Genomic DNA, 20609 nt, shown 5'->3' with positions numbered 1-20609 from the left:
AACCCCTAATTCCAAAACTTGAATATTACTCGCGAATTGCATTATTATTCATTTATCGACTTAATGTGGTACGATAAAAGAGGTTGTCTTTTAACACTCAGATTGACGGGGGTAATTCCATGGACGAAAAAATATATGACGTCACCATTATTGGCGCGGGTCCGGCAGGCTTATTTACAGCCTTTTACGGAGGAATGCGCCAAGCAAGTGTGAAGATTATTGAAAGCTTACCGCATACCGGCGGGCAATTAACCGCCCTGTATCCGGAGAAAGATATATATGATGTTGCAGGATTTCCGAAAGTGCGAGCACAGGATTTGGTTGATAATCTGGAGGAACAGGCTAATATGTTTGATTCGACAATTGTGCTTGGTCAGGCCATTGAAAAAGTGGAACGGCTGGAAGATGGTACATTTAAATTGACTTCAAATACAGATGAGACCCATTTCACCAAGACAATCATTATAACAGCAGGAAACGGAGCATTTCAGCCGCGCCGGCTTGGCATTGACGGATGTGATCAATTTGAAGGCATTAATCTTCATTACCATGTAAATGATATGAATCGCTATAAGGACCAGAATATTGTCCTCTTGGGCGGAGGTGACTCTGCTGTCGACTGGGCGCTAATGCTTGAGCCTATCGCTAAACAAGTAACCCTTGTTCACCGCAGGGATAAATTCCGGGCACATGAGCATAGTGTGGAAAAACTGATGCATTCCTCGGTGGATGTGTTAACACCCTATGCACCAATAGATATAGTCGCCAGTGATAAAATTGACCAAATCATTCTGGAAGAGGTTAAAGGAGATAAAAAAATAGAGTTGGATGTGGATTCCGTTCTATGTAACTATGGATTTGTCTCTAAACTGGGACCAATTAAGGACTGGGGCCTGGAGATTGAGAAGAACAGCATCGTAGTTAATACGAAAATGGAAACAAACATCCCGGGCATTTACGCAGCCGGCGATATTTCTACATTCGAAGGCAAGGTAAAACTAATCGCCACCGGCTTTGGCGAAGGTCCAACAGCCATTAATAATGCCAAACAGTATATTGATCCAAAAGCAAGACTACAGCCGAAGCATTCAACCGCAATGTTTTAGGGGCACGAGAACAGGAGATGCAGAGACAACTCTTTACGATGAGACGAGTATTTAGCACAGTCCCAGGTTCCTTGTCCCAATCTTTTTAGAGAGGCAGCGCAAATCAAGTTCTGCCTCATTTTTTGTATCATATACCTATTACAATAAAATTCATCATCCGAGGTTCTCTAGTAATGGAATTGCCTATAAAAGGGGACTATTTTCTATTAGCAAGTTCAGTTTTCACTAAAATTCGTACGGTCAAGTTTTCGAATAGTAATATGTGTCCAAAATACATCTTTAATCAGCCAATTACAGTTCTTAATTTGATTTTAATTGTTCAAAAACATCTACTGCCGCCTGTGCTACTTGAATATCATTATCTACAGTACTTCCACTAACCCCAACTCCGCCTATAACCTGATCGTTCATTTCCAGCGGAATGCCTCCTCCGAAGATAACTATTCTCCCATTATTCGTTGTGTTTAACCCATATAATTCAGCATGAGGAACAGTAGCTTCTGCTAATTCTTCCGTTGGCATTTTTAATGCAACTGAAGTCCAGGCTTTATTATGGGCGATATCAATGCTGGCCAGCCATGCATCATCCATACGATGTATTGCGATTAGATTTCCTCCTTCATCTACGACGGATATGACCATGGAAACACCAATGTTTTTTGCTTCTTGCTCAGCACCTTTAATAAGTCGTTTCGCTAATTTAAGTTTCATTTTTCCCATCATATGATTCCTCCTTTTCAGAAAGCTTGGCAGAAGCGCACTTTGCTTCCTGCTATGACAATCGATAATTTAGTTCTAAACACCGTTGCCAACAATTCCTTTCTGTGCATGTGATAGAACATAGCAAAGTTCATAAGAAGCTTTGCCGATACTTCCATTGTATGCAGTCAATTATGAAAAATTATCAAACTTTATTAAGAAAGGAAGATTATGTATGACAAAACATGCGGTTCTAAGAGAATACTAAAAGGTATTATTTGGCGAAGTATGTGGGTGGTGTTGTATGGACTTAAACAACATGATAAAGGCAGTTATGATGGGGATATGTACCACTTGCCCTACATTCACAAAAACTATCGAATGCTGGAAAAGCGGGAAGAACTAACAATAGAAAAGGAATGGATTTGCCAAGGAAAAGGAAGAACATCCTTCTTATCGACAAATCCACTCATACGCATCCGCAAGCTTTTGAAATAGTGAACCGCCAGTTCGGTTAACCCGTAGCTAATTCGGAAATTGATTCCCTATCCAATATTTTTATATTCCAATGGCCTTTTAGCTCAATCCAGCCATTTGTCTGGAAATTGGAAGGCCTTCTGCTGATCGTTTCCTGGGCGGTACCCAGATATGAGGCAAGATCTTTTTTTCTCATCGCAAGGACAATTTCTGGAGATTCTTTTTCACCCGCAAGCCTTAATAAATGGCTAATTGTTCTCATTTCTACATCCTTGGAACTGAGCTGACCGACAAGCCTTTCTGTATCATCCAGCCGGTTGCTGAACTGCTCCAGAATTTTCACGGCAATAGAGTTATGGGTTCGCATCAACCCCTGCATATCATCCCGGTAAATTGCACAGATTTGCGTCTTCTCCATCGCCTCTGCATAGGTCTTTTCTGTATACAAGAGAAGTTCTCCCATAGATTCACCAGGTTCCACAATACGAAGAAAGAGCTGCTCTTTACCTGACTCAAACAGCTGGTAATTTTTCACTCTCCCCAGATGAACAATATAGAGATATTCCAAAGGATAACCATCACTAAAGATGATTTCTCCCTTTTTAAAATTTAAATGTCTGCAACAATTTCAAGCATTTCCTCTGTATCCAATTGATAAAAAAATGGAACTTTCGCTACACATAATTCTTTGCTGTCTATTAATTGTTTATGGCGATCGGAAATTTCACTCATGTGTTTCCTCCTGTATGAACTCTACAAAAATATATAAGAAAAGCTGGAACGTTTTTTTCCGCTCCAGCTTTACATCCTTAACAATCTCCTGGCGCACCCACTTTATCCTTTGTCCGGAATGAAGATCCACACCCGCAGGATACGATGGCATTCGGGTTGTCTATACTAAACCCGCCACCCATCATGTTTTGTTTGAAATCTATTTTTGTACCTTCAATAATGGGTATATCCTGGTTGGTTAATACGATAGGGATGTCATTGATCTCATCCAAAGTTTCCAGCTCATTGTTAAATTCATACTCAAAACCTAATTTATAAGATAACCCACTGCAGCCGCCACCTTCAATACCAAAGCGCAGGCGAGCGCCTTCAGATTCATCCTTCATCATTTCCTGGATTTGCTTGCTTGCATCATCCGTAATAGTAATGGTCATGACAAGATCCCTCCTATTTATAGTTTATTTAGCTGTTCAGAATAAGTATATTAATACTATTAGTATACTAATATCATCCTATTCATTCAAGCCATTGAATTTTAAGTCAGAAAAAAACGCCGCAACCTCATACGTGTGTCAGCTGCATGGTCATATAAACTTTGAAAACGCTAGGCTCTAAATATAATTATTACCCAGTTTATTCATTTCCGTGAAAATTTTTCCATACCTCTTCTATAAAAGGACCCACTTTTAAAATATTGGTTTCAATTATTTTACAAAACCTTTATGAAAAGTTAAAATAAATGTAATTGAATTAGAAAAAGTGCTTAAATGGATGGATTTTTATTAGCATTCGTTTTATAATAAGACATAAGAAAGGAGAAGATGGATGATGCAAGAGCAAGTACAAGAAGTATTAAACAAGCTGCGCCCATTCTTACTTCGTGATGGTGGAGATGTGGAACTAGTCGATGTTGATGAAGACGGCATTGTGCTTCTTCGTCTGATGGGGGCTTGCGGGAACTGCCCAAGTTCAACCATTACATTAAAAGCCGGAATTGAACGAGCCTTGATGACTGAAGTTCCGGGAGTTTCTGAAATTGAACAGGTATTCTAATAACATATAATATATAGTGAGGCTGACTGTAAGAATAGCTTACGTCAGCCTCATTTCATTTCGACCTTTAATCCTTTACCGGTGTCTTTGCACCGTTCCCGGAAAAAAATCCATCGATATTTTCCAGACAAAGCTTCAGCATGGCTGATCTTGTTTCCTCCGTTGCGGAGCCAATATGTGGCATACAGACGATTTCTTCGTGCTGCATAAAAGGATGATCCGCTGATATTGGCTCATTTTCAAATACATCAAGTCCAGCACCTCTTATTTGCTTATCTTTAATTGCTTCTGCCAGCTCTGTTTCATTCACTACCCCGCCACGGGAAATATTGACGAAAATAGCGGAGCTTTTCATTTTTTGAAATGCTGCTGCATTAAACATCTTTTTTGTTTCGTCTGTCATCGGTAATACGGAAATGACAAAATCCGCTTCTTTGAGCAGCGTATCGAATGCTGCATATTCCGCCCCCAACTCCTGCTCAGCATCAGGCTTTCGTGACCGGTTATAATACATAACAGACATGCCAAAGCCTTTTGCGCGTCTGGCAATCGCTTGCCCGATCCTTCCCATTCCCGCGATGCCCATTGTTTTATGATGAACATCTGTCCCGGCGAGTAAATAGGGTGACCAATTTTTCCATTGATCCTTTTTGATATTCTGGTTTGCCTCAATCATTCTTCTCGCTGTTGTCATCAATAAAGCAAGTCCCATATCAGCCGTTGTCTCAGTAAGCACATCCGGGGTATTTGTAACCGTAACTCCATATTTCTTTGCTGCGGGAATATCAATGTTATCATAGCCCACCGCCATATTGGCTGCCATTTTTAAATTCGGTGCACCCTGAAGCAAATCTTCATCAATTTTATCCGTTAATACGCATAACAAACCTTCCGCCTGGCTGGCTTCTTTTTTCAAAATTTCTCTTGGAACAGCCTCCTCTTCTTTTTCCCAAAGATGAAAATCAAACTGCTCCTTATATGGTCCCAATAAGTGATCCGGAATTTTTCTCGTAATATAAATACGTGGTTTTCCCATAACCCGGCCTCCATTCAAATATGCTTTTACAGCCAGTGTACCACAGGTATGTTTAATGCTTCATTCTCTAGCCCTGCATCATTGAAAAAGGTCCGCAGTGTTTTTTCATATTTATCCTGATGTTCAATAAGATGGTTAAAATGTGTATATCTTTTTTCATTATCTGCTATTGCAGGAGCATAAACGGCATCAAAGAAATGAATGGGAAAAAGCAGTCTGGCATATAACAAACGCCAGCTGAATACAGACAGCGAACGGACAGACTGATAGTCTTGCAAAAATTGATATATTTTTTCTTTGCTTACATTATGTGTTATGCTGTAACGTATCCATTCAGCCAAATCTCTCACCGGATGATCATACACAAGGTCATGTGTCCAGATAAATGGCTGATGCAGCTGGTTAACATATCTGCTGAAAGCGATTGTTCCTTCGTCTGATTCATGGAACCGATAATCCTTTTCACTTTCCTGGAGAAACTGAATGGCATTTTCGCTTACACCGATAATATATGGTAGACTATCCATAATCAGCAAGTTTAATGGCGTTGGGTTTTCTGTGGCTTCTTCTTCCGCCCTATGTTCAAATTGTGTTAATTTGCTAATCCACAATTGTTTCCATTGTCCATAGCTGGAAACATATTGTGGCTGATACTGATACTTGCTGCCTGTTTCATGAAAATAAGCAAGTGTTTCACCCGCTGAAGCTTCGGAATCTCGGGAATACTGATTAGCCCGGATGACCATATAATTTCTTTCCTGATGGGTGGTAAACCAGTCTCCATGGATATTTTGAATGGGAACTGTCGTCTGGTCAAATTGATTTTCTGTTAGATAGTAGGCTAATGCGGCCTGTTCCATGTATATCATTTCCCTATTATCTGCCGGGATGATAAAATAAATATATTCTGATTGTTTGTATCCCTCTTTTCCATAAATCTGCCGCTTATCCTCTGTCTGAATCTCATAATGGGTCAAAAGCATATGTTGAAAAGGCAAAATGGATTCCCCCTTTTTATCACATTACTAAATATATGAGTAATTATGTATATTTTAACTAAATATTTTAAGGAGATGAGTATATGGAGGAAAACACAAAACAAAATGAATTGGAACAAAAAGCAAGAAAATGGTTAACGGACCGCGGAGTAAGCATGAATGATATTGCGGAGCTCGTTTATTACCTGCAATCCAAATACCATGATGACTTAAAAATGGAAGACTGCAGATATAATGTGGAACGTGTCCTTACTAAAAGAGAAGTGCAAAATGCCATTCTTACAGGCATCCAGCTGGATGTGCTGGCAGAGCAGAAAAAACTGGATCAGCCATTGCAGAAAACGATCGATACGGATGAAAGTCTGTATGGCATCGATGAAGTAATCGCATTATCCATTGTAAATGTATACGGTTCTATTGGGATGACCAATTATGGCTATATTGATAAACAGAAACCTGGAATTCTGGAACGGTTAAATGATAAATCAACCGGTGAAGTGCACACGTTCCTGGATGATATTGTCGGAGCCATTGCAGCAGCAGCTTCAAGCAGGCTAGCTCATGCGACTGCGGATGATGCATTGTTGGATGATTAGTCTGCAGGCTAGATAAGAAGGGGTAATAGGAAAAAGATATGCTCCTAAATTTTGAGAGCATGTCTTTTTTATTGAAGCGGTAATTTTTCATACTTGTTGAAAAATTTTATGATATAATAGAATTATCCCCCGATAAGAAAGGGGGTGAGTAGATGTGGTAGAGGTTTTAGCCCTGATTACGACTGCGGTAAACTTGGCTATAGCCGTTATTAATTTAACGGTTGTCCTTTCATCAAAGCGTAAACAGGAAAAGGACTTTCATTCTGATGCTGACAGAAGAAAGTCCAAAGACTAAGGCTTGGAGAGGATTAATTTCCTCTCCACCATATTCTACGCTTATTATATAATGAATATGCAAAATAAGCAAGAAATGAGGTAATATTATGGTATGGATTGCCTTAATTATTTCACTTATTACTTTAGGAATTTCACTATATACACTTAGTTTGGTGCTAAAAAAAGATTAAATGGATGACATACGCTGATAAAGGGATATCTATTTAAAGCTTAATTTGCTTTCTCAGTTTCCCTTATCCTTTGGATGCAAGCCCTTCGTTTTAAATCAACGCCATCCACTCCCGCAAACTCTCAATTTTATATGTTGGCTTTACTTCCAGGCCAGGTAGCTCCTCCACCGTAGTTACCCCGGTGAACACCATAATCGTATCCATTCCCGCATTGATTCCTGCGCGAATATCCGTATCATAATTATCACCGATCATAGCTATACCTTCCTTATCTAAAGCAAGCTTGCTTACAGCCGCTTTCATAATAATTAATTCCGGTTTTCCAATAATAACCGGCGCTGCCCCTGTACTTACAGAAACGACAGAAACCAGCGACCCATTCCCCGGCAAAAGCCCTCTTTCCGTCGGGATGGCTTTATCGCTGTTTGTTGCGATGAATTTTGCACCTTTACGAATGGCCAGACAGGCTTTTGCGAATTTTTCATACGTTACATTCCTGTCAATCCCCATAACTACAAAATCACAATCATCTGTTTCTGTAATTACAAGTCCTTCATTTTCCAATGCCTCATGAAGTCCTTCTTCCCCAATAACATAACAGCTAGCTCCTTTTTTCAGCCCACTCAAATAGATTGCTGTCGCTACAGCAGAAGTGACAACTTGTTCGGGAGTCGATCGAACGCCCATGTTATTCAATTTTAGTGAAATATCCTCCTGCGTCCTGGAAGAATTATTAGTCACAAACACAAAGGGTATCCCTTTTTTATGTAGTGTATTCACAAATTCTTTCGCTGTTTCGATAGGCTCATTGCCCCGGTACATCGTTCCATCCAAATCTATTAAATATCCATTATATGTTTTCAAATTAAATCTCTCTCCTTAAAGTCTTAAAAAAACCAAAAGTAACATCAATGTGTTCCTTCTGGCTTTTTAATGACCCATCTGCAGAAATTATGCCCCTTTGTTATACATGTTTGGGAAACAACTTCACTCGTGTCAAATACTTCTTCAAATACCTTTTTTTCATTTGCGCAAACCTGATTGTAGGCAGAAGCGATATTTGATATGGGGCAATTATAATTGGTGAAAATATAGTCGCCATCATCAAAGGTTTCAATCTCCACCATGTACCCCTTTTCATTTTGGATACCGGCTACCTTGTTGACTTTTTCTTCAAAGCTCTCTTGCCCAACTGTTCTTTCCATTTCTTCCTGCTCTCTTTCCATTCGCTTGGATAAAAGAGCCTCCACTGCCTCTTTCCCCTGCAGCTCCTCCAGATCATGCAAAAGCTCAACCGGCAGCTGTTCGTATTGGTTGGGAAATGTGCCGTGTCCTTTCCCGGTAAGCTCATACGTATGATGCGGCCGCCCCAACTTTTGTTTGACGGTATTCTTCTTGATAAATCCCTGCTGCTCCAGTTCGTGTATATGTTTTCTTACGGCAATTTCCGATATAGTGAAGCCTTCCATAATTTCACCAATCGTAGAAACGCCGTCTTTTTTTAAGATATTTAGCAGTTTTTGCTTTGTGGAAGTCATTTTTTTCATTCTGCTCACCTTCAGTTTTCTTTTGAAAATGCATTTGCCACACCGAGCTCGTTATTCAAATATGTACGTATATGCGTGCTGAATATTTCCAATACGGCTTGATGTTCTATAAGTGTATTTTTCAAAAGCTCATGGTCAGCCGCTGTATAGTCATTCACAATGTGCTTCCTTAATTGAATAAGACGTTTGTAAGCCGCTTCTTCCCTTTCAGGCAACACTTTTTCATCAAGTAAAATATCAATGATATCCTCATAACTTCCCGGGTCACGCATAATAAAGCCGTCTATCATCATATTACCAACGTCAAGAATGCTCTCGATTAATACATGTACAGCTCTTTCCAGACTTAATTTATCAAAAAATGATGTAAAGGATTTTTCTTTTACTTCCTGTAAAATCTCTTCCATATATAAAAGTGTATTTTCTATTTTACTTCGGTCTACAAAATACATATTGCATACCCCCAAACTCTCTCTAGTACCATCATACCATATCTTTCATGTGTTTTTGAAGGTTTCGTGGTATAGTTTAGAAAAAAGAAACAATTACAGAGGGGAGCAATAATGATGGTTACAAAAACAATCACTAAAAACGATGTACTCGCAATGGATGCAATCGGTATTGCAGCCTTAATTAAAGAAGGAAAAATATCAGTTTATGAAGCTGTATCCATTTATATCAAACATATTAAAAGCGTGAACCCTTCCCTGAATGCCATGGTGGAAACACGTTTTCAGGATGCTTTAAAAGAAGCAGAGGAAAAAGATACGGAGCTTGAAAACAATAAAGAAATCACCGCCCCTTTATATGGCGTGCCGATCAGCATAAAAGAATCTTTCCATGTTGCTTCCATGAAAACAACCGGTGGTCTAGTACATCGGCATGATCTGATTTCCCGGAAGGATGCAGCAGCTGTTACCCTGTTAAAAGCGGCGGGAGCGATTGTTTTAGGAAAAACAAATACACCTGCTTTATGTTTTTGCCAGGAGACAGAAAATAAATTATATGGCAGAACAAACAATCCTTGGGGTGTAAATCGGACTGCCGGTGGTTCCAGCGGCGGGGAAGGCGCACTGCTTGCTGTTGGCGGAGCTGCTGCAGGGCTTGGCTCAGATATTGGCGGTTCCATCCGATTCCCTAGTCACTTTAACGGTATTGTTGGTTTCAAACCGGGAATGGATAGTGTTTCGACAGACGGGCATTTTCCACAGGCAGGCAATGACCTGCAACAAAGAATGCTGACCATTGGACCAATGGGCAAATCTGTTCGCGATATGGAAATCCTTTACGGGCTTCTGTCATCACGGAACAGTTCGAACAGCACATTAAAAAACTTCAAAATCGACATTTTACCAGGTAATATTAATTATCCTTTATCTGATAAAACGAAGGAAAAGCTAGATGACATCAATGATTTTTTAGCGGGTTCCTTTCTGACAAACCGGCGTATGCCTCCCTGTTTTGAAGACAGTGCTTTACTATGGCAGGAAATGATGTCCAGTGATGGCAGTAAGCTAGTCGAAAAGGAAGCCTTTAACAATGATCGGTCCAGTGTACTTAAAGCATTTACAAAAGAAAAAATAACACAAAAAACTTCTATTCATCCTTATTTATCCTGGGCTATTCTTGGATCCAAGCTGTTCAAGCCATCCAAAAGCAGAATGCAGGAAATAAAGCGTATACTTGAAAAAGGAGACCTGGAAATTCAGGATTATTTACAAAACCGTCTACTCATTTTCCCAGTTTACCATACTGGCGCCCTGGCGCATGGAAAGGTATTTCAGGAAATTTTCTCCATACGAAAAACATTTATGCAGTTTATGCCATATGCGGCCTATGCAAATGTATGGGGACTGCCTTCTTTAACCCTTCCTGTTGGCCGTGATGAAAATAATATGCCAATTTCCATTCAACTGATGGGTAACATTGGAAACGAAGATGCGCTCTTTCGTCTGGGTAAAATGCTGGAAAGAAAATTCCGTGGCTATGTGCGTTGTAATACGTGGGATTAACACCTGTTAGTGGTCTTATATATTTTTCTCTTCTGGGTAAGCTATTGGGAGAAAGGGTGTGCAAGCAATGTCACGCAGAAATGTGAAAAAATTCTCTGATTTTTCCAATGTGCATAATCAAAAAAACTACCTGATCCCTGAAGAGTTTCCGGAAGGCTCCTTTGGCTCTCCCATTGATCAGGAAGAAGCTGTATATAGTAAATCTACCCCATGGGAAAAAGGACAGCGCCGGGAAAGCTCGTTTGTTTATCCGTATAAGGAAATGCACGAAGACCTCCCACGTCAAACACCCGGAGCACATGTTATCCATGATGAACCCGGAGATGTCCATCCGCAGCATGAAGAGTTTGAAGGAGAGCAGTAGTTGCTCTCTTTTAAATCTCTATATATGATATGAATTCAGAAAATGAAATCAGCTAATTTGCCGATTTGCGACTGTGGTACAGTGGTTCCTCGTGCCACCATAAAGGTCTCTTGTAACCTGGCTTCTTGCCTCTGATTTCTGAAAAGACGAGGCTGCAGCTAATTTTTTTGATTTATGCTTTTTTCTTAATTACAAAATAAGCACAGCCGAAATTACAGTATTCATATAAATAATCATCCAAAGTACTAATTTTGCCATCGATCGGTGCTTTTTTTTGGTCATCACGGTAAAATCCTTTAAGGCGTAATTGATCATAGCCCCAATCCCCAACGATATAATCATATTTTTCCAGCACTTCGGAATAACGTTCCTCAATCGCTTCTTTCTGAAAACCATCTTTTATATTTTCGATTAATTCATAATGTTTTCCCTGTAATTCAATCATGCTTGTCACCCCCACCTTGCTGTATCTAGTTTACCATATACCTGCTTCATCAACCAAAATTTATTTTCCGGCGTTATTGTGTGGCATCTGCGAACAAGATGAAACTAGAAAAGGCATATAGGTTAGGGCAATTTTCCTGTTATGTCATTTAGTGAACAGATTGACAACCTTGAGAACGCCGCTCGGATACGTCATGGAGCGAATAATGCAGATTGCCGACCTCGAGAACACGGCTCGAAAATATGAAATGACGCATCAGACAAAGCACCTCTGGTACATCTTGGAACGAAAAATAAATAGCACCCTGCCTTAGACACCTGCTTTGCCATGCATTTTACTAAAGCTCTATTCTATTATGCACCTAAATTTCCGTATGAATTATACCGAAAAACATAAACTAACCAAGAAAATACTTCGAAAAAGGATGAAATATATGAAAAAAATAATGATAGCGTTATTTATTATGCTATTGGTCATGACAGGCTGTGATACAACAAATAATACACTGAATGAAAGGGAGCAGCGTGCCAATGAACTAAACCCGGATAGAGAAGAACTTCAGAATCCAGGAGATCAGGAGATAAACGACCAATTGGGCTATGTTCATTATACACAAGAGCAATTTGAACAAAACGAGGATGAAGATCAAATTGTGACGATGGACAGAAATGAAATGGCCAGTATGATTACACGAATCATCCTTCGTAATGAAGCATTTGATCAAGTCGCTACACTGGTTGCCGATGATGAAGTTTTAATCGCATATGAAATTGGTGATGGAACAGATGAAAATAATGCAGCTGAAATTGCCAGGAAAACAGCAGAGTCAGTTATGCCACGATACTTTGATATTGTTGTATCTGATAATCCTTCACTTATTCCCGATATACAAAGTCTGCATATTTCTAGAACGAGTCATCCGAACTACCAGAATACAATCGACAAGTTAATGGAGGAAATGAAAACATCTCCACAGGGTGAAGATTAATGGCATAGGAAATTTACTTTTTCACCCGCAAGAGGAGTTACTTTACTACCAACGAAAGAACTATTCCTCCTATAGTTCTTTCTTTTACCTCTATTTCATGGTATAAAATGTAAGTTATAAACCGCCTTGATTTACAAAGACTACGTATTGTTACACAACAATTAAAGGGTGAATCAAATTGAATCCTAAATACCATATATTCATTTATGCTATCTTGCTGCTTGTGTGCCTTTCATACACTACTTCCTCTGAAAAAGCAATTGCTGAGGAAAGTGATGATTCAATCCACGAAGAACGAATGGCTTTATTTAAAAAGACAGAAGCATTAACACAAATTCCATGGTATTATTTTGCTGCTATTGAGAATTATGAACGAAATATTAATAAAGAAGCAGACGAAGAACAAGTGATAAACATAGAATTTGAGCCTGAAGATTGGTTTGGGGCAGGAAACAGCTCCATGCTGACTGAAGCGCATGCCATTACCGTTCATAATGGCATCGGAAAAGACGGTACAGGTAACGGGCATGCCGATCCTGATGACCCGGAAGATGCATTGTACACGATGGCTCATATTTTACTCGAGTACGGCAATACAAAAGATGAAATTAAAATTGCGTTATGGAATTATTATAAAAGGGATTTGACCGTACAGACGATCATGAACACGGCAAAGGTTTTTGATAAGTTTCAGGATATAAATTTAACTGATCGTTCTTTCCCGCTGGCAACAGAATATAACTACACTTACAATAATAACTGGGGAGACCGGCGCGGCTTTGGCGGTCTGCGCATCCATGAAGGATCAGATATTTTTGCTGATTATGGCACCCCGGTTAAGTCCACAACTTACGGTGTCATTGAAATGATGGGCTGGAATTTATACGGCGGATGGCGGATTGGCATTCGCGATATTTTCAATATTTATCATTACTACGCGCATATGAGCGGGTATGAGGAGGATATTGAAATGGGACAAGTGGTAAAACCCGGCGACGTCCTTGGCAGTGTCGGATCCACCGGTTACGGCCCGCCTGGAACATCAGGGAAATTCCCGCCGCATCTGCATTATGGCATGTATAAAGATAATGGACATACCGACTTCTCCTTTGATCCATATCCATATTTGCAGAGATGGGAACGCATGGAAAAATAAAAGGAAGAGGCCGCATATCAATGTGGCACTCTTCCTTTTTTTATATTTTCCAGTCCTACGCTTCGACTCCGAAAAGATTTGCAAGTAAAATAATGATAATCATGATCGGTGCAACGTATCTAATCAGAAAGAGCCACATTTTTCCAAGCCCTGGATTTTTAAAGTCTGCTGTTTCAAAAGCTTCTTTCGCTTTCCAGCCCCAACCAACAAAGAGGACGACGATTAATCCGCCAATCGGCAAGAAATAGCTGTCTGTAAGAACATCAACAAAATCAAGGAACGGCAGACCGGCGATAAGGAAGTCACCGAGTGGCCCACCTTGACTTAAAGCAGATGGAATACCAAACAGCGTGATTAGACCACCTACGATAAGGACCGCTTTTTTCCTCGTCATATTCACTTGCCGCATCGCAAAGGACACACTAACTTCTGACAGTGAAATAGCAGATGATAAAGCAGCGATAAAGACAAGGAAGAAGAAAAATATCGCAAAGAATGTTCCTCCAGCAGCCATCTGGTTAAACACTTCCGGCAGTACAACAAACACCAAACCGGGTCCTTGGGCAGTATCCATACCTATGCTGAATACAGCTGTGAAAATTACGATACCAACTACAATGGCAAACAGCGTATCCAAAAGAACAATTCTGGTTGCAGTCCCTGGCAAACGATTCCCTGTATCTTTTGAAAGGTAGCCACCATAAGTGACCATGATACCCATCCCGAGAGATAGCGTGAAGAACGCCTGCCCAATGGCCGCTAAATAAAGAGAAGGATCGCCTAACGAACTCCAGTCAGGAACGAACAAAAATGATAATCCCTCTCCGGCACCATCCAATGTTAATCCATATCCAGCCAGTATCACTAGTATAACAGCAAGTAATGGCATAAAGATTTTACTGCTGAGTTCGATCCCTTTTTTAACTCCAAAATATAAAACGCCAACAATGATAGCCATAACGATTATCTGCCAAATTACCGGGAGAAAATTATGACCGATGAAGCCCCCGAAATATTCTTCAACGCCACCTGCTTCCACTTGCTGGATACTTCCTGTCAAATAACTGAACAGATAGTACAAAACCCAGCCAGCAATAACGGCATAAAATGATACGATTAAAAAAGATGTTATAACACCTAACCAGCCGCCAATAACCCATGGCTTAGAACGCGTTGTTTTAGCAAAAGATCCAACTGCATCCAACTGCCCACGTTTACCAATCGAAAACTCCGCGATCATTGTAGGAATACCAATAATTAAAATACAGATCACATAAACGAGTAAAAATGAAGCGCCTCCATACTCTCCCGTAATATAAGGAAAACGCCAGATGTTACCAAGACCGACAGCCGAGCCGACAGCAGCCAAAATGAAACCGCTACGTGTTCCCCATTGCTCTCTAGCTTGCATCTCAAAAACCCCCTGAAAAACAAAATTTTAAATATAATTTCAATTAAAGCATGGTCAAACATCAATCAAACACAAAAAACATCCAGGAAAATATTTATAATCCTGTAATTTCCTTTCTCAAAATACAACCGCTTTCAGTTAAATAAAACTCACTATTATTCTCTATAAATTACATTTGAATATCAGACCTCCCTCTTTTCTCCCTTCTCATAACTTATATGTATGTCTTGCTATAAAACGGGATTACAAAATTTACTTTTTTCAGATATTTGATTTTATTATAACTTGAGTTTTCTTTGTTGTCAAAGAATATTCAAGTTTAAAACAACATTCCTATTCTTTCTAAAATGAATAGTATTATAATTATGATTACTAATTTACAGGCTGACTCTCCTTTATCTTTATACTTATACGATTTCTGCTTGCCTATGAAATAATTCTCACGAAAACATCATTTATTGTTTCCCTGCATTGCTTATTTTGATTATTTACAAAATAATCAAATAAATAAGCAGCAATATATTAGTAGGATATACAGTTAATTGCCATTATTGTTACCTGTACTTTGCAAACAATAAAGACAATGACTTAAAATAATCCGCCATTGTCTTTACGTTCAATCCATACTTAAAAAGTACCTAAATAACAAATGTAGATTATGACGAGACCTCTTTAAACTTCTATCGTTTTCTGGCTGCCAGTTTTATTTTCACGTCGACGCATCAATTTAATAAAACTCATAAAATTACGTAACCTTAATCATTTTGCAAATCATCATTCTCATCATCCCCAAATTCATCACTCGGGATGGCTATTGACGGGTCATCTCCATTACCACTATAAAAATCCGGCACATCCCCCATTATTGCCCCACCATCAACGTAAATTTCCGTGTGCACTGTCGTTACCTCAGTTGTAAATGGGACTACAATCTGAACATCCGATTCCACATGAACATACAGTGACACCCATGAGCCATTAATGCCAAGCGGCTCTGTATCACGCACAATATTTGTCCGAACGTTTCCTACCAGTTCCAGATTCACCGGAATCCTTGGACCTAAATTAGCCAGTACCGTATTGCCGGTGACCTGACCTAATGGTATTTCAACTAACGTGGGATCCTGCATTGCCCTATCCTCTGCTCCTTCACCATAATCATAAGGTTCATGAAGAGAATAATCATATGAAATTGGATCGCCACGATTAACGTTTAGCAAAAACTCCTCAACACGGTCTGTTGCTACCCTGTTAATTTCACTAACGATAGCTGGATTATGGTTATATGTCGCAACATTTCCTTCCGCATTATACGTAATATCCAATACTTCTGTAAAATCATAGCCTTCAGCAAAACGCACAGCATGATTAATCGCTCGTGTAGCAATTTCGTCAACTTTAGTCTCGGCAATCTCTATTAAAACTGGCTTAATTCCATAATCAACTATCCAAATACTCAGCCCGCTGAATATGCCAAATAATATTACTGTAATAATAAAAATACCTTTCCCTGGAGGTGATGCAAATTTCTTACGGTAGCGTTTCTTTCTTATCAATCTAAACCCCCCCTTAAAACAAAAGTATGCTTGTTTTAAAAGGGGTAGAAGAGAAATTTTAATTTGTTGTTACTGGAACATTCGGATCTCCTTTAATGAGAATATAATCTACAATCGGCTTTAGTTTGTCATCATTCCGCGCAATATACCCCCTTCTTTATTTAGGGCTTTTTAATGTTTCCCCAACCAAATATATTACTTGTTATCCATCTATAAAAGCCTCCCATAAAGGAAGGCATCATCTCAAGCTATTTTCAAAAGTGCATCTTTTCCTATCATTCCCGTTTCCCAGCCAAAGGCTTTTGAAGCTTCCGTTACTTTCTCCAACGGGGCGTATAATAAATCATCAATGGTTCGCACGCCTGATGCTCTGCCCGCAATCACATTCCGATCTTTCAGCTTGTCATTTAACACATCCACATCAAGTGCCGCACACATAATGTAGCCGACTTCATTTGAAATCATTAGTAAATTGGTTTTTGGAAGTTCTACCCGAATGGCTGTAAAATGCATTCCTTCGACTTCCAGTGGATTTACCGTTAACATGAATCCAATGCCTCCTTCAATCTGTACATTAATAATGTATGCATTTGAAAAAGGCAGCGTCACAGCTGAATGCACGGAGATCCGATTAACCTGAAAAGGATCGACGCAATGTATCTGCCAGCAGATCCCGCAAAAACTCAGGCAAAATATATTGCTTTGTTTCCGATTTGGCTATTTCCGGCAGCAGCCGGCCAAAGGTGAATGTATCCGCAGTTGCAACCGAATACATGGCATCCGGATCCAATGCTTTATTGTGAAATAACACGTTTTCCACATGTTCCTCCCCATCTTCATGCACTGACGTTTCCACCGTTAACCCGGAAAATATCATTCTCCCCAGCACTTCACCACGAAAGCCAAAGCCCTTTAATTTTAATTCCGTAAATGACTTGGCAAGTGAACCGCGAACAACTTCCAGCAGCTCGTCCCCTTTTAATTCGACGACACAGGGATTAATCGGATGCGGACAGATCCGGTGAATATCAGAATACGTAATATCACCCATCGGAAATTCATCGAGCAAAAGCCCAGCGTTAAGCATGGTTACGTCTGTTTCCGTCCATTTTTTTAATGTATGGGTCAGCTCCTGCATGATTTTCGTTTTTTTAAACCAACCTACTTCTATGGGAGATGCCGTATGAACGACCACTTCCCCCAAAATTTCTGCCGCCCTGTCATTCAGCTGCTGCAGGCTTTGCTCCGTTCTCAAATCCTTTGCCAAATGAGTAACATCGGTAGCATATGCTTCTTTATTTACCAATTGTTTTTTCTCATGATCCCATGTCAAAATTACTTCTCCCACGTAGGAACAATGCTTCCCCGCAGCCGTGATGATCGTGTTATTGACCTGCTCCCCTGTCCGCAGTAAATGATGGGTATGCCCCCCGATAATCACATCAATTTCCGGGAATCTCCGGGCAATTTCCTGGTCCTCGCTGATCCCTAAATGAGATAATAAGACGATTACATCCGTCTGTTGCTTTAATCCTTGTATATAGGATTCCAGCACACGATACGGGGAGGAAACATGCCAGCCCAAAAGTTCATAAAAGGCATTAAAAGGAGCAGTCAAACCGATAAACCCAACCCTGAGGCCCTGAATGGACTTTACTTGTACCGTATGCTGCAGCCAATGCGGCTCCTTCTTATCCTGACTCACCAAATTAGCACAAACAACGTGAAAACCGGCGTCATCATATAAATGAAATAAATCCTCATGCGGTAGCGTGATTCCTTCGTTATTTCCGATCGTCACGACATCATAATCAAGTTCATTCAATAATGCTACATTGGCTTTTCCCATAAAAGCCTCAGCAATTGGGTCTACTCGATCCACATGATCCCCGATGTCAATCAGCCAATAAGAATCATTCGCAGCAGCTCTTTTCGCTGTCTCTTGTTTTAAAAAAGAAGCAACCCGCGGCCATTGTTCAAAATTACTGTGTAAATCATTTGTATAATAAAAGTAAAGTTTTTCCTGCATATTAGATACTCCTTACGTCAGCCCTTGGAAAATCATTCGTGCACCTATAATAACTAATACGATCCGTAATATCCATTCCAGCGTATTCCCTGTCAACCGCTGATTCACAAAGGCGCCAAGCTTTGCGCCAATCCAGGCTCCCGGGATGAAAATGAAAACATACTCCCAGGCAATATGCCCTAACGCAATATGTGTCGAAGCACCAATAATACTCACAAAGAAAATCATAAACATGGATGTAGCCGTGGCAATATGAATGGGAAAGCCGAATAACAGAATCATGGCAGGCACCATAACCGAACCGCCGCCAATGCCAAATAAACCGGAAACCATGCCGACAGCAAGGGAAACGATCACAGCGACAGGAATGGAAATACGATAATAAAACTTCTCCCCGCCTATTTCAAAAGATCGCACCCCTTTTTGTTCTGGTAATATACGCCTTCTTTCTTTCCGTTTCAGGAAAAACAGCATGGAAATTAATATCGTTACCATTCCAAAATACAGTAGAAAGGAGTCCGTATCAAAAAACTGATTCAACCAGGAACCAAATATACTCCCGGGAATACTGCCAATCAAAAATAACGCGCCTGATTTATAATCCACACGTCCCACTTTTAAATAAGCGAGCGTCGAGGACAGGCCCGTAAAAATCATAATCACTAAAGACATCCCAACAATAGTTTGCGGCGTCGCCCATGCAAAAGCCTCTGAGAATTCATGCAAAAGCAGCAAGGTGGGTACGAGAATAAGGCCACCACCCAACCCCATTAAACTGCCAAAAAAAGCTGTAGCAATACCGATGATAAGGCAAATAATAAATATCAATCCATTCCCCTTCAATCTTATATGTAGTCATTATTCATACTATCATTAATAAGTGGGAATTCCTAATCTGGGATTTTTACTCTATATTGGAGGATTTATTTTAAGTCCCGCGCTATAAAACGGAAGTGGCTTTGCGTATGAAAAAAAATCCTCCACTGCTATAATGACAATGGTTTCGCAGGCCAATGCCAGATAGAGGAGGACATCTATTATGGATAAATCAAGTTTATCACCTATAATTGTACCATATTGTGCTTACTTGCCAAAGTATAGACGTATGGAAGATGTACAGAAGAAAATCAAAAAGTTTTTCAAGTAAAAATGAATCGAAATTGCCGAAGGATGTAAATCAATTGAACAAGCCTATCTATGATGGGATATTTGGAAGGCAAAAGTGCATGAATAAAATTTGAACTTTCTATTCACGTGTCTACTCTTTTTGTAATTCGATCCATCCATTTACGCAAAAGTTCATAATACGTGGTTAAAGTTGCAAAAATTTCTACCGCTAAGTCCTCTTTATAGGTAAGTACGGTCAAATTGCGATGGTCTACCATGTTTAGCCCGAGTATGGATTCTTCTTCAGAAAATAGACCAACTTCCCGAGATGACCGAATTACTCCTTTCGGAGAGCCAATATCAATACCTTCTATTTTATACAGAAATTGTTTTGAAGCTTTCCAGCATGCTTCAAAGCTATATTCCAGTGAATTCTTACAATATATCGGTTATAAATAAATGTCCGAAATACACTGGCACAATTCACAAAAAATGAATACATATTCGTTCGTTTATTTTAAAAAGCAAAAAAGAACAAGTGGCCTTTTATAATATACAGACCCGATTGAACCTGTGAGAAGTAGTTGTATTCTAATGATTCTGAGATAAGAATTTTGCTAGATGAAGGGAGAGCTGCAGCTAATCGATGTTGACCATTTATTTGAAAATTTTATTGGCTATATTATACTGTATTTTCTTCCAGAACTTATATTGTAGACATTTTCTTGGATTAATTTCGTTAAAATGTCTGCTTGAACAAACATTGAAGACTTTTTTTAATAGCATATATATCAGGATCAATATTAAACAAGCTATTCTTTTTTAGAAAA

Annotated in this window: 25 protein-coding genes; 9 read left to right on the top strand and 16 right to left on the bottom strand. The window is 39.6% G+C overall.

Going from position 1 to position 20609, the window contains the following annotated elements; genetic code table 11:
- Window positions 1-119: 119 nt before the first annotated feature.
- Window positions 120-1106: an NAD(P)/FAD-dependent oxidoreductase gene (locus ACDX78_RS14670; protein WP_486028904.1), complete on the top strand. Its 987-nt coding sequence runs from the start codon at window positions 120-122 to the stop codon at window positions 1104-1106.
- A 300-nt stretch (window positions 1107-1406) separates the two neighbouring features.
- Here the strand turns inward: ACDX78_RS14670 and ACDX78_RS14665 are convergent, their stop codons facing one another.
- Window positions 1407-1826, bottom strand: coding sequence for a GlcG/HbpS family heme-binding protein (locus ACDX78_RS14665; protein WP_486028903.1), 420 nt, complete (start codon window positions 1824-1826; stop codon window positions 1407-1409).
- 210 nt (window positions 1827-2036) lie between these two features.
- Between ACDX78_RS14665 and ACDX78_RS14660 the strand changes: the two genes are divergently transcribed.
- Complete coding sequence (locus tag ACDX78_RS14660; RefSeq protein ID WP_486028902.1) at window positions 2037-2303, top strand: hypothetical protein; 267 nt, start codon at window positions 2037-2039, stop codon at window positions 2301-2303.
- A 16-nt stretch (window positions 2304-2319) separates the two neighbouring features.
- Here ACDX78_RS14660 and ACDX78_RS14655 read toward each other — a convergent pair whose 3' ends face one another.
- The 3 genes from ACDX78_RS14655 to ACDX78_RS14645 all read right to left on the bottom strand — a co-directional run bounded on the left by ACDX78_RS14655 (window position 2320) and on the right by ACDX78_RS14645 (window position 3448).
- On the bottom strand, window positions 2320-2850 hold the full coding sequence (locus tag ACDX78_RS14655) for a Crp/Fnr family transcriptional regulator (protein WP_486028901.1): 531 nt from the start codon (window positions 2848-2850) through the stop codon (window positions 2320-2322).
- A gap of 41 nt (window positions 2851-2891) precedes the next feature.
- Window positions 2892-3014 carry a hypothetical protein gene (locus ACDX78_RS14650; RefSeq protein ID WP_486028900.1) on the bottom strand — a complete coding sequence of 41 codons (123 nt, stop codon included), beginning with the start codon at window positions 3012-3014 and terminating at the stop codon, window positions 2892-2894.
- Window positions 3015-3091: 77 nt separating this feature from the next.
- A complete protein-coding gene (locus ACDX78_RS14645) occupies window positions 3092-3448 on the bottom strand; it encodes a HesB/IscA family protein (RefSeq protein WP_486028899.1) in 357 nt (118 codons plus the stop codon).
- Window positions 3449-3842: 394 nt separating this feature from the next.
- Between ACDX78_RS14645 and ACDX78_RS14640 the strand changes: the two genes are divergently transcribed.
- The gene (locus ACDX78_RS14640; RefSeq protein ID WP_486028898.1) at window positions 3843-4067 is read left to right on the top strand and encodes a NifU family protein; all 225 of its coding nucleotides are present in this window, start codon (window positions 3843-3845) and stop codon (window positions 4065-4067) included.
- 67 nt (window positions 4068-4134) lie between these two features.
- On the opposite strand, the gene ACDX78_RS14635 is transcribed toward ACDX78_RS14640, so the two are convergent.
- Window positions 4135-5103, bottom strand: coding sequence for a 2-hydroxyacid dehydrogenase (locus ACDX78_RS14635; RefSeq protein ID WP_486028897.1), 969 nt, complete (start codon window positions 5101-5103; stop codon window positions 4135-4137).
- A 26-nt stretch (window positions 5104-5129) separates the two neighbouring features.
- Entirely contained in the window at window positions 5130-6101 is a 972-nt protein-coding gene (locus ACDX78_RS14630; RefSeq protein ID WP_486028896.1) for a protein kinase family protein, read from the bottom strand.
- 83 nt (window positions 6102-6184) lie between these two features.
- Between ACDX78_RS14630 and ACDX78_RS14625 the strand changes: the two genes are divergently transcribed.
- Window positions 6185-6697, top strand: coding sequence for a phosphatidylglycerophosphatase A family protein (locus ACDX78_RS14625; RefSeq protein WP_486028895.1), 513 nt, complete (start codon window positions 6185-6187; stop codon window positions 6695-6697).
- A gap of 154 nt (window positions 6698-6851) precedes the next feature.
- Window positions 6852-6992: a hypothetical protein gene (locus ACDX78_RS14620; protein ID WP_486028894.1), complete on the top strand. Its 141-nt coding sequence runs from the start codon at window positions 6852-6854 to the stop codon at window positions 6990-6992.
- A gap of 262 nt (window positions 6993-7254) precedes the next feature.
- Here the strand turns inward: ACDX78_RS14620 and ACDX78_RS14615 are convergent, their stop codons facing one another.
- Genes ACDX78_RS14615 through ACDX78_RS14605 form a run of 3 tightly spaced genes read right to left on the bottom strand, consistent with a single transcriptional unit; the run spans window position 7255 to window position 9163 of the window.
- Window positions 7255-8028 (bottom strand): TIGR01457 family HAD-type hydrolase, encoded by a 774-nt coding sequence (locus ACDX78_RS14615; protein WP_486028893.1) that lies wholly within the window; start codon window positions 8026-8028, stop codon window positions 7255-7257.
- Between the two features lie 44 nt (window positions 8029-8072).
- On the bottom strand, window positions 8073-8711 hold the full coding sequence (locus ACDX78_RS14610) for a helix-turn-helix transcriptional regulator (protein ID WP_486028892.1): 639 nt from the start codon (window positions 8709-8711) through the stop codon (window positions 8073-8075).
- Window positions 8712-8722: 11 nt separating this feature from the next.
- Window positions 8723-9163 (bottom strand): DUF86 domain-containing protein, encoded by a 441-nt coding sequence (locus ACDX78_RS14605; protein ID WP_486028891.1) that lies wholly within the window; start codon window positions 9161-9163, stop codon window positions 8723-8725.
- Between the two features lie 111 nt (window positions 9164-9274).
- Here ACDX78_RS14605 and ACDX78_RS14600 point away from each other — a divergent pair, with 111 nt between their 5' ends.
- Both ACDX78_RS14600 and ACDX78_RS14595 read left to right on the top strand, forming a co-directional pair.
- Entirely contained in the window at window positions 9275-10723 is a 1449-nt protein-coding gene (locus ACDX78_RS14600; RefSeq protein ID WP_486028890.1) for an amidase, read from the top strand.
- 67 nt (window positions 10724-10790) lie between these two features.
- Window positions 10791-11087 (top strand): hypothetical protein, encoded by a 297-nt coding sequence (locus ACDX78_RS14595; protein ID WP_486028889.1) that lies wholly within the window; start codon window positions 10791-10793, stop codon window positions 11085-11087.
- Between the two features lie 172 nt (window positions 11088-11259).
- On the opposite strand, the gene ACDX78_RS14590 is transcribed toward ACDX78_RS14595, so the two are convergent.
- Window positions 11260-11532 carry a YutD family protein gene (locus ACDX78_RS14590; RefSeq protein WP_486028888.1) on the bottom strand — a complete coding sequence of 91 codons (273 nt, stop codon included), beginning with the start codon at window positions 11530-11532 and terminating at the stop codon, window positions 11260-11262.
- Between the two features lie 433 nt (window positions 11533-11965).
- On the opposite strand from ACDX78_RS14590, the gene ACDX78_RS14585 reads away from it, so the two are divergent.
- Together ACDX78_RS14585 and ACDX78_RS14580 are read left to right on the top strand one after the other, a co-directional pair.
- Complete coding sequence (locus ACDX78_RS14585) at window positions 11966-12520, top strand: YhcN/YlaJ family sporulation lipoprotein (protein WP_486028887.1); 555 nt, start codon at window positions 11966-11968, stop codon at window positions 12518-12520.
- 178 nt (window positions 12521-12698) lie between these two features.
- Entirely contained in the window at window positions 12699-13676 is a 978-nt protein-coding gene (locus ACDX78_RS14580; RefSeq protein ID WP_486028886.1) for a M23 family metallopeptidase, read from the top strand.
- Window positions 13677-13731: 55 nt separating this feature from the next.
- Here the strand turns inward: ACDX78_RS14580 and ACDX78_RS14575 are convergent, their stop codons facing one another.
- The 6 genes from ACDX78_RS14575 to ACDX78_RS14550 form a co-directional block, all read right to left on the bottom strand.
- Window positions 13732-15087 carry a sodium-dependent transporter gene (locus ACDX78_RS14575; RefSeq protein WP_486028885.1) on the bottom strand — a complete coding sequence of 452 codons (1356 nt, stop codon included), beginning with the start codon at window positions 15085-15087 and terminating at the stop codon, window positions 13732-13734.
- 755 nt (window positions 15088-15842) lie between these two features.
- The gene (gene yunB / locus ACDX78_RS14570) at window positions 15843-16643 is read right to left on the bottom strand and encodes a sporulation protein YunB (protein ID WP_486028884.1); all 801 of its coding nucleotides are present in this window, start codon (window positions 16641-16643) and stop codon (window positions 15843-15845) included.
- A 243-nt stretch (window positions 16644-16886) separates the two neighbouring features.
- Window positions 16887-17189 carry a YunC family protein gene (locus tag ACDX78_RS14565; protein ID WP_486028883.1) on the bottom strand — a complete coding sequence of 101 codons (303 nt, stop codon included), beginning with the start codon at window positions 17187-17189 and terminating at the stop codon, window positions 16887-16889.
- A gap of 85 nt (window positions 17190-17274) precedes the next feature.
- The gene (locus ACDX78_RS14560; protein WP_486028882.1) at window positions 17275-18672 is read right to left on the bottom strand and encodes a bifunctional metallophosphatase/5'-nucleotidase; all 1398 of its coding nucleotides are present in this window, start codon (window positions 18670-18672) and stop codon (window positions 17275-17277) included.
- Window positions 18673-18684: 12 nt separating this feature from the next.
- Complete coding sequence (locus tag ACDX78_RS14555; protein WP_486028881.1) at window positions 18685-19500, bottom strand: sulfite exporter TauE/SafE family protein; 816 nt, start codon at window positions 19498-19500, stop codon at window positions 18685-18687.
- A gap of 422 nt (window positions 19501-19922) precedes the next feature.
- Window positions 19923-20207, bottom strand: a complete 285-nt coding sequence (locus ACDX78_RS14550) for a nucleotidyltransferase substrate binding protein (RefSeq protein ID WP_486028916.1) — start codon at window positions 20205-20207, stop codon at window positions 19923-19925.
- Between the last annotated feature and the right edge of the window lie 402 nt (window positions 20208-20609).

This window comes from Virgibacillus oceani (assembly GCF_041521345.1).
Lineage (GTDB): Bacteria > Bacillota > Bacilli > Bacillales > Amphibacillaceae > Virgibacillus_N > Virgibacillus_N oceani_A.
Note: the sequence above shows the minus strand (reverse complement) of the source record. Positions and strands in the feature narration are given on the sequence as shown.